General features: G+C 70.4%; 6 protein-coding genes. 2 read left to right on the top strand and 4 right to left on the bottom strand.

The genetic code is table 11. From position 1 onward, the window contains the following. Positions 1 to 575: 575 nt before the first annotated feature. Entirely contained in the window at positions 576 to 1,328 is a 753-nt protein-coding gene (locus tag ACWDA7_RS15760) for an SDR family NAD(P)-dependent oxidoreductase (protein WP_450604708.1), read from the top strand. A gap of 102 nt (positions 1,329 to 1,430) precedes the next feature. On the opposite strand, the gene ACWDA7_RS15755 is transcribed toward ACWDA7_RS15760, so the two are convergent. The 4 genes from ACWDA7_RS15755 to ACWDA7_RS15740 all read right to left on the bottom strand — a co-directional run bounded on the left by ACWDA7_RS15755 (position 1,431) and on the right by ACWDA7_RS15740 (position 4,609). After that, on the bottom strand, positions 1,431 to 2,153 hold the full coding sequence (locus tag ACWDA7_RS15755) for a hypothetical protein (RefSeq protein WP_450604709.1): 723 nt from the start codon (positions 2,151 to 2,153) through the stop codon (positions 1,431 to 1,433). 302 nt (positions 2,154 to 2,455) lie between these two features. Beyond that, positions 2,456 to 3,514 carry an LLM class flavin-dependent oxidoreductase gene (locus tag ACWDA7_RS15750; protein ID WP_450604710.1) on the bottom strand — a complete coding sequence of 353 codons (1,059 nt, stop codon included), beginning with the start codon at positions 3,512 to 3,514 and terminating at the stop codon, positions 2,456 to 2,458. Then, positions 3,514 to 4,020 (bottom strand): SRPBCC family protein, encoded by a 507-nt coding sequence (locus tag ACWDA7_RS15745; protein WP_450604711.1) that lies wholly within the window; start codon positions 4,018 to 4,020, stop codon positions 3,514 to 3,516. Before ACWDA7_RS15745 ends, ACWDA7_RS15750 begins: the two co-directional genes overlap by 1 nt. Before the next feature lie 88 nt (positions 4,021 to 4,108). Beyond that, positions 4,109 to 4,609 carry a winged helix-turn-helix transcriptional regulator gene (locus tag ACWDA7_RS15740; RefSeq protein ID WP_450604712.1) on the bottom strand — a complete coding sequence of 167 codons (501 nt, stop codon included), beginning with the start codon at positions 4,607 to 4,609 and terminating at the stop codon, positions 4,109 to 4,111. A 319-nt stretch (positions 4,610 to 4,928) separates the two neighbouring features. Here ACWDA7_RS15740 and ACWDA7_RS15735 point away from each other — a divergent pair, with 319 nt between their 5' ends. After that, the gene (locus tag ACWDA7_RS15735) at positions 4,929 to 5,738 is read left to right on the top strand and encodes an SGNH/GDSL hydrolase family protein (protein WP_450604713.1); all 810 of its coding nucleotides are present in this window, start codon (positions 4,929 to 4,931) and stop codon (positions 5,736 to 5,738) included. The last annotated feature ends 262 nt before the right edge of the window (positions 5,739 to 6,000 follow it).

The raw sequence follows: 6,000 nt of genomic DNA, 5'->3' as shown, positions 1-6,000 counted from the left end.
CGCGGGAGACCAGTGCATCCACCACCGTTCGGGATGCGCCAGTTGACCAGGACTGGGTACAAGACTCACTCCTGCTCACTGACTAGGAACGGTCGTCCTACGCTGGCCTTACCTGCCGGCGGCAACCGCTCGCGCCGTCGGCCGGGCGTCCTGACTGGTTCGAGACCTCCAGGCGCGTTCATGGCCGACAAGCCACTGGTTCGTCTGACCGGGGGCGGCCACAGGCGTGGGCGCGGCCGGACGTGGCGCGGATCGCCGGAGCGACCGCGCGATGTTTCGGTGCCCCGCATCGCATCGAGCCATTGCCCTCACCAAGAGCGGGCATAGGTCCCGCTTTTGGCCACGCATGGCGCCTGACCAGCACTCCGGTGCTGCGGCGCACCCGGAAGGGCTCGATCGCGGGACGACACCCCGGCGCCTATGGCGGCTCTCGGAATCACCTATGGCGAAGACGGAATCCCGTACGTCAGCGCGCGCTTTCGACCCGTGTCAGCTCGCGAACGAGGTGACGGGACAGCGGACGCGGCACGGTCGTGCTCGCTGACCCTGGAGATTCGATACGAAGGATGGACCTCATGGGTTCTCTTGCTCTGACCGGACGCGTGGCGCTGGTGACCGGGGCGACCAGCGGGATCGGTGCCGCCACCGCGACCCTGCTCGCCGAGCGCGGCGCACACGTGCTGGTCGCGGGCCGGGACCGCGCCCGCGGCGAGTCCGTGGTCGGCACCATCCGGGACCGGGGTGGGCGGGCGGACTTCGTCGCCGCCGATCTGCGCACCGCTCAGGGGGCGCGGGACTTGGCCCGGGAGGCCGTCGCACTGGGCGGCGGCCGGGTGGACGTCCTGGTCAACAATGCGGGTATCTTCCCGTTCGGCCCGACGGACCAGACGCCGGAGGGCGATGTGGACGCCGTCTACGACCTGAACGTGAAGGCTCCCTTCCACCTGGTGGCGGCCCTGGCCCCGCCGATGGCCGAACGCGGGGAGGGGGCGGTCGTGAACGTGAGCACCATGGTCGCCGAGTACGGCGTGGCCGGCATGGCGCTCTACTCGTCCAGCAAGGCGGCGGTGAACCTGCTCACCAAGGCGTGGGCCGCCGAGTACGGTCCGCGCGGGGTGCGGATCAATGCCGTGGAGCCCGGCCCGACGCGTACCGAGGGCACCGCCGGTATGGATGAGGACCTCGACGCACTCGCCGCACAGGCCCCGGCGGGCCGCCCGGCCGCGCCCGAGGAGGTCGCCGAGGCGATCGCCTATCTGGCCGGCGACGCGGCGAGCTTCGTGCACGGGGCGGTACTGCCCGTGGACGGCGGTCGTACGGCCGTCTGACGAGCCCGGTGATGCCGGGCGGCGGCCATGGGGCCAGGGAAGGGCACCACGGCCGCCGCCCGGCCCGCCGCGGAGCCGGACGGGACCACGGGCGAGACCCCGTCAGAAGTAGTGGACGTCGCTGAGGTCGATGCCGACCATCAGGTGATCGCGGAGCGGACGCCCGTCGGGTCCCCGGCGGTACGCGCGGCGCTTGGTGGGCAATCTGATCCCGTCCGCTTCCGCGATGTCGTACATGTAATGGGCGGCCGCGAAACCACCCGCGATGTCGACATGGTAGTCGTGACGCCTGACCAGGAAGTCGTCACCGAAGTAGAAGTCCTGTTCCCTGCTGTGACTCTCGATCCCGTCCGGGAAGGAGACCCGCAGACCACGCCATGTCTCCGTCGGGGACTCGGCCCACGGCTCCTTCTCGTGAACTGCCATCCCGGGCATGAGCATGAAGAACGGAGTCGTCAGATACGTCCACAGGGCATACCCGTTGAAGTAGGCCCGGTCCAGCGGATCCCACGGAGTCTCGAACGTATGCCCCGCGAACCCCTTCCGGTGCTCGAAGCGTTCGGCCACGACAGATCCGTCGGCGCGCTCGATCGCGGTGCGGTCGGGGGTGAAGTCGCTGCGCTGATCGGGGCCGCCGAAGGGACGCACCGACGCGTGCTCCTCGTGCAGGCTCACGGTCATCTGCCGGGGCTGCGGGTCCTGGGGCATCCCCTTGGCCCTGAAGAGTTCCCCTTCACTGACGATCGTCGCGGTGCAGGTCGACAGTCGCCGCCACCGGTCGACGCCGCCGTGGGCTTCCAGGACTGCAGACAGCAGGTCGCTCATTCTCTCCTCCTCGGTCCACGGACCGGGGCGATCCGGGGACCGGCCGGAACCGTGTCGTGGCACCGGGTCCGGTCCGAAGTCGTCTCCACGGAAGTCTGGCGCACCCCCGCGGTCAGGATTCCCGCGCCACTCGGGGTTGCTCGGCCCATTGCGCCGACCGGGTGCACGGCGGGTCCGCGCCGGTCACCGGCTGCTCCGGTCAGCCGGACACCTCGAGGTCCGTGGGGCTGCCCGTCCCGCGCGCGGCCGGGCGCCTGACCGCAGTGCGAGGGCGTCACCGGCGGCCCGGACACGGCTCCGGCTCACGAACCGTCGTCCGTCTCCCGCACCAGCTCGATGGCCCTGGCCAGGGTGTCGAGCCGGGCCTGCAGCGACTCCCCCGCCGGGTAGAGGCGGACGGTGTCCACGCCTGCCTCACGCCACACCCTCAACCGTTGCCGCACCATGGCTTCGGTGCCGATCAGCGTCGTGCCCAGGACCATCTCGTCCGTCACCAGGCCGGCGGCACCGTCCCGGTCGCCGGACTGCCACCGCTCCCGCACCTCGGCGGCGATCTCGGCCCAACCCTGGCGGCTGTAGGCGTTGTTGTAGAAGTTGGTGGACGCGGAGCCCATGCCTCCCAGGCTGAAGGCCAGTTCCTTCTTGCGCGTCGCGGTCATCGCCCCGAGCGCCTCCTCGTCGGGCGCGAACGCGACCTCCGCCCCCTGGCAGATGTCCAGCTCCGCACGCCTACGGCCGCTTCGGGCAAGGCCGTTGTCGAGATGGGCGAAGTAGGCACCGGCCGCACCCTCGGGCACGAAGCTCGTTCCCAACCAGCCGTCGGCGACCTCCCCGGTCAGCTCCAGCATCGCCGGTGACAGCGCGGCCAGATAGACGGGGATCCGGTGCTCGGCGCGCATCGACAGGCGCATCGGGACCGCCTCGCCGCCCGGCAGCGGAATACGGAACTCGGCTCCGGAGTAGGAGAGTTTCCCACCGTCGAGGACCCGGCGCACGATCTCCACGGTCTCGCGCATACGCCTCAGGGGCCGGGCGAACGGAACCCCGTGCAGGCCCTCGATCACCTGGGGGCCGGAGGCGCCGAGACCGAGCAGGAACCGTCCGCCGGACAGATTCGACAACGTGATGGCGGTCTGTGCCACGACCGTCGGAGTCCGCGTCCCCACCTGCATGATGCCGGATCCCAGCAGCATCCGGTCGGTGCGCGCCGCGTAGTAGCCGAGCGCCGAGGGACCGTCGGAGCCCCATGCCTCGGCGACCCAGCACACGTCCAGGCCGAGCTTCTCGGCCTCCACGACGAAGTCGGTCTGCTCCGACCAGCGTTCACCGCCGGACGCCTCGATGGTGGTGGCGGTGCGCATCACTTCTCCGCCCGCTTCTTGATCTGCTCCAGGGTGGCGGTGATGTTCCGCTCGAACTCGCGCAGCCGCACGAACACGATCTTCTGCTCCTTCTCCGGCATCCGGTCGATGGCCAGGGAGAGACCGGAACGGCCCGGGCCCAGCTGCATCCATTCGGACAGCTCGGTGCCGCCGTCCTTGGGCCGGAGCCGAAAGCGCCAGACCGCTGAGGGGTTGGCCGGGTCCTCCACGGCCCAGGCGAGCGACAGCCCGGGTTCGCACTCGATGACGTGCGAGGTCGTCTGCCACTCCCCCAGCGCCTCATGCTTGCTACGCCCGACGAATCTGGCGCCCACGGCCGGCCCTGCCGCCCCGTCGAGCCACTCGACCGACTGGAGCTCCGCACTCATGGTCGGCATCAGCTCGATATCGCTCACCAGCGACCAGACCCGCGTCGGCGGGGCGTCGATCCAGGTCCGCACCTCGAGCGTGGGTGTGTCCGCGTAACGTGCGCCCGTCCACTCCAAATCGGCCAGCCTCCTCGCCATCGAGCAGTTGGCCCCAAGGGTTGCTTCACAAGACTTACCCTGTCAAGGACCGTGGGCGGCGGGTCCGTCAGTCGGCACCGAACCGGCGGCGCACATCCGCCCGTCGCTTGAGCCGTTCCGGATACCCGGGCCCCATGCGCATCGAGGTGTCCTCGGCCTCCAGCGGCTTCCGGCACACCGCGCAGACCACCTCGGCCCCGGTGTCGTGGCCGCACGTGTCGTGGTGGAACACCACGGGGACGCCTTCCTCCCCTGCCAGCCATCGATCGCCCCAGCGGGACATGGCGGCGAGGACGCCGAACAAGTCCCGCCCCTTCTGCGTCAGTACGTACTCGTGACGCCGCGGCTCGCTCTGGTAGAGCCGCTTCTCCAGGACACCCTCGTCCACGAGGTGACGCAACCGGTCGGTCAAGGTGTTGCGCGCGATGCCCAGCCCCTGCTGGAACTCGTCGAAGCGGCTGACCTCGTAGAACGCCTCACGCAGCACCAGCGGCGTCCAGCAGTCACCCAGGAGGTCCATGGTCCGCGCGATGGAGCACGGCCAGTTCTCGAAAGACGTCCGTTTCATGCACTCACCCTAGCGAGTCTCACCAAGAAACCCAGCTGATGATCAGGGCGGTGATCGGCGATTGCCCGCGTCTCCCGGGGTTCCGCGGGGCGAGGCACTCCAGTCCGGGGGCGGCACAAACGCCGCCGGCGGAGTGACGGCCGTCCGGGTGACGTCCGCACGGAGTACGGCAGGCCCGTACACCGCCGGTTCCCGCAGAAGTCCGGTCAAGGACAGGACGCTTCGCGAGCGGCACGGCCAGGGACGCTTCTCAACACGGCCGCGCGGGGGCGAGCGGTCATGACAGCCCGGGTCGAACGAGCCGTGTTAAGGCAGGAGCATGAGACAGTCCCGAATCGCCGTCCGTGTGTCCTCGCTCCTCCTCGCCGCCGCCTGGACCTTCACCGGGGCCACCACAGCACAAGCGGTCCCGCTGTCGGTGTCCAGGGGCTACGTGGCCCTCGGCGACTCCTACTCCGCCGGGGTCGGAGCAGGCGGCTACCTCGCCTCGAGCGGCGACTGCCTGCGCAGCAGCCGGGCCTATCCCGCCCAGTGGGCCGCGGCCCATTCGGTGTCGTCGTTCAGCTTCGCCGCGTGCAACGGCGCCCGGACGAGCGATGTGCTGGCCCGCCAGCTCGGTACCCTCAGCCGCCGCACCGGCCTGGTCAGCATCACGGTCGGCGGCAGCGACTCGGGCTTCGCCAAGGTCATGACGACCTGCGTGCTGCGCGGCACGACCGCATGCGTGACCGCCGCCGCCGAGGCACGCAGATACATGGACGCCAATCTCCCGGGCGACCTGGACCGTCTCTACCAGGCCATCAGGAGCAAGGCCCCCGCCGCCCACGTCGTGGTGCTCGGCTATCCGCATCTGTACCGGCTCAGCGGGATGTGTGCGATCGGCCTCTCCGACACCGCGCGGTCCGCCCTCAACAACGCCGTCGACCACCTCGACACAGTCACCGCCAAGCGCGCCGCCGATCACGGGTTCACCTTCGCCGACGTCCGCCGCTCCTTCACCGGACACGAGATCTGCTCGGCCAACCCCTGGCTGCGCAGCGTGAACCTGCTCGCCGTCACGGAGTCCTACCACCCCACCGACGTCGGGCAGTCCCGCGGTTACCTTCCCGTGTTCGCCGGCTCCGTCTGAGGCCCGTCGCCGGGCACGGCGGAGGCCTCCGCCGGCGACCTGACGCGACGGTGACTTCGCCGCTGCCGGTCATACCTGGTGACCGTCCGATCCCCTCCACGCCCGCCCGGCCCCCGCAACACCGCGGAGGCCGGGCGGAGTCACAGTCGTCCTAAGGTGTGTCCCCCTCCTCCAGGCCGCCACGATCCCCTCGTGGAGACGCGGCTCGCCGGCCGTCCGTCGCCCCATGGCCGTCGACCGCGCAGGTCGCGTGCCGGCCGCG

This window comes from Streptomyces sp. NPDC001156 (assembly GCF_053598275.1).
Note: the sequence above shows the minus strand (reverse complement) of the source record. Positions and strands in the feature narration are given on the sequence as shown.